3 protein-coding genes and 1 pseudogene are annotated in these 2546 nt (G+C 71.6%); 3 read left to right on the top strand and 1 reads right to left on the bottom strand.

The window, feature by feature from the left end; all coding sequences use genetic code 11:
• Nucleotides 1-113 precede the first annotated feature (113 nt).
• The 3 genes and pseudogenes from AOK24_RS36850 to AOK24_RS36840 all read left to right on the top strand — a co-directional run.
• On the top strand, nucleotides 114-374 hold the full coding sequence (locus tag AOK24_RS36850) for a UBP-type zinc finger domain-containing protein (protein WP_010353611.1): 261 nt from the start codon (nucleotides 114-116) through the stop codon (nucleotides 372-374).
• A 251-nt stretch (nucleotides 375-625) separates the two neighbouring features.
• Nucleotides 626-1039, top strand: a complete 414-nt coding sequence (locus AOK24_RS36845; protein ID WP_010353612.1) for an ATP-binding protein — start codon at nucleotides 626-628, stop codon at nucleotides 1037-1039.
• Nucleotides 1036-2021, top strand: a pseudogene (locus AOK24_RS36840) (RNA polymerase sigma factor SigF); the annotation flags it as partial. The gene AOK24_RS36845 and the pseudogene AOK24_RS36840, both read left to right, overlap by 4 nt.
• A gap of 10 nt (nucleotides 2022-2031) precedes the next feature.
• Here AOK24_RS36840 and AOK24_RS36835 read toward each other — a convergent pair.
• Nucleotides 2032-2499, bottom strand: coding sequence for a hypothetical protein (locus tag AOK24_RS36835; protein WP_063799580.1), 468 nt, complete (start codon nucleotides 2497-2499; stop codon nucleotides 2032-2034).
• Nucleotides 2500-2546: the final 47 nt, after the last annotated feature.

Raw genomic sequence — 2546 nt, 5'->3', positions numbered from 1 at the left:
CGCGGCGCTGCCCGCCACCAGCAGGAGCAGCGGCATCACATCCATGTCGGGCCCACCCTCGTTCCTCGGTTTTTCCGCGCGGCCATCCGTACGGCCGTCGTAACCTGGCAATCATGAAACAGTGCACGCACGCGGACACGCTGCCGCACCCGGATCCCACGCCGCTGAACGAGACGTGTCCGGAGTGCCTGCGCGACGGTACCCACCCGGTGCAGTTGCGTCTGTGCCTGACGTGCGGGCACGTCGGCTGCTGCGACACCTCGCCCGGCCGGCACGCGACGCGCCACCACGACGAGACGGGCCATCCGGTGATGCGGACGTTCGAGCCCGGCGAGGACTGGCGGTGGTGCTTCGTGGATCACGTCCTGGTGTGATCGGGAGCGGGTACGGTTCGAGGGTCTGATGCCTGGGTACGTCAACCCGGCGCGCGCTCTTCCGATTTGGGCCCGCAGACCCCCTAGACACGGAGCGTATTCAGAGTTTTACTGTGAGTGACGCCATGGGGTCGGGGTCCCGGGACAGGACGCTGGTGAGCGCGATAGCGTCACCGCTGCACCACACTTCGCGTTACTCCGGGGGGCGACGACCCTCGGCCCGAACAGCTTGTACCACCTTGGAGGTGAGGGTGTCCCAGATCGCAGGCGAGCCCGCGACCCAGGACTTCGTGGAAGTCCGGCTGCCGGCCGCGGGTGCCTACCTGTCGGTGCTGCGGACGGCCACGGCCGGCCTCGCGGCCCGTTTGGACTTCACCCTGGACGAGATCGAGGACCTGCGCATCGCGGTGGACGAGGCGTGCGCGATCCTGCTCCAGCAGGCCGTGCCCGGCTCGGTGCTCGGCTGCGTGTTCCGCCTCGTCGACGACTCGCTGGAGGTGACCGTCTCCGCGCCGACGACGGACGGCCACGCGCCCGCGCGGGACACGTTCGCGTGGACCGTGCTGTCCGCGCTCGCGGGCAAGGTGTCCTCCGCCGTCGACGACGACAAGACCGTCTCGATCAGCCTCTACAAACAGCGCGGCGCGGGCCCCGGGCCGGCGTGAAGGACGGGGACGGGCCGGTGCAAGGCGATGAGCGCGGCGCGCGCCTGCCGACCGAGGAGGGCTTCCTGCGGCGGACGGCGGACGGCGTCGACGGCATTCCCGAACAGGCCCGGCCGCATCCGGAGGACCACACTCCGGTCGGCGAGCAGCGGGAGCGGGACGGTGCGCAGGGCACCCCTGGCCGGGCCGGGAGAACGGCTCGACAAAGGGCGACGGGCGGGACGATGAGCGAGCACGAGCGAGACGATCGGCAGGGCGGCGTGGCCGCCGTGCCACACGGTCATCAGGACCGCAGCGAGGCGCGGGCACTCTTCGTCGAGCTGCGCGGCCTCGCGGACGGCAGCCCCGAGTACGCGGAGCTGCGCAACCGGCTGGTGCGGATGCATCTGCCGCTCGTCGAGCACCTCGCGCGGAGGTTCCGCAACCGGGGCGAGCCGCTGGACGACCTGACCCAGGTCGCCACGATCGGGCTCATCAAGTCCGTGGACCGCTTCGACCCGGACCGCGGTGTCGAGTTCTCCACGTACGCGACCCCGACCGTCGTGGGCGAGATCAAGCGCCACTTCCGCGACAAGGGCTGGGCCGTCCGCGTCCCGCGCCGCCTCCAGGAGCTCCGCCTCGCCCTGACCACCGCGACCGCCGAGCTCTCCCAGCTCCACGGCCGCTCCCCCACGGTCCACGAACTCGCCGAGAAACTCGCGATCTCCGAGGAAGAGGTCCTGGAGGGCCTGGAGTCCGCCAACGCGTACTCGACCCTCTCCCTGGACGTCCCCGACACCGACGACGAGTCCCCGGCGGTGGCCGACACGCTCGGCGCGGAGGACGAGGCCCTGGAGGGCGTGGAATACCGCGAATCCCTCAAGCCCCTCCTGGAGGACCTCCCGCCGCGCGAGAAGCGCATCCTCCTCCTGCGCTTCTTCGGCAACATGACCCAGTCCCAGATCGCCCAGGAGGTCGGCATCTCCCAGATGCACGTCTCCCGNNAGTGAGGGCTACTCCTGGGCGCTGCCCGGGCCCCGGATGCCCAGGGCCCGGGTCGTCTCGGCGTTGATCAGCATGACCAGCGCCACGACCGCCACGACTCCCAGCGCGATGCCCGCCGGGATGGCGACGCTGTCGGCCTGGAGCAGGTTGTAGGCCACCGGCAGCGCCATCACCTGGGTCACCACGGCGGGGCCCCGGCTCCAGCTGCGGCGCTTCAGCAGCCCCCTCGCGGCGAGCAGCGGCAGCAGCGCGAGCACGGCGAGGGTGATCCCCCCGGTCACCGCCCCCTGCCGGTCGTCCGCGTCCCCACTGACCCCCACGACCAGCATCCACACACCGCCCACAAGCAGCGCGGCACCCTCAAGACCGGCCAGCACGGCGGCGTACGTCAGCCTGCGGGGCCGGGGCCCGTCGAGGGCCGTCTCCTGCGCCGCGTCGGGGTTCCGGGAGGACTTGGGGGCCTTTTCACTGCTCACGCCTGAAGGGTAACGGCCGCCCCCGGGACCCGGCTCCCCCCGGAGCT

Source organism: Streptomyces niveiscabiei, assembly GCF_001419795.1.
GTDB classification, from domain to species: domain Bacteria; phylum Actinomycetota; class Actinomycetes; order Streptomycetales; family Streptomycetaceae; genus Streptomyces; species Streptomyces niveiscabiei.
The sequence above is the reverse complement of the archived record's forward strand: the minus strand, read 5'-3'. Positions and strand labels throughout refer to the sequence as shown.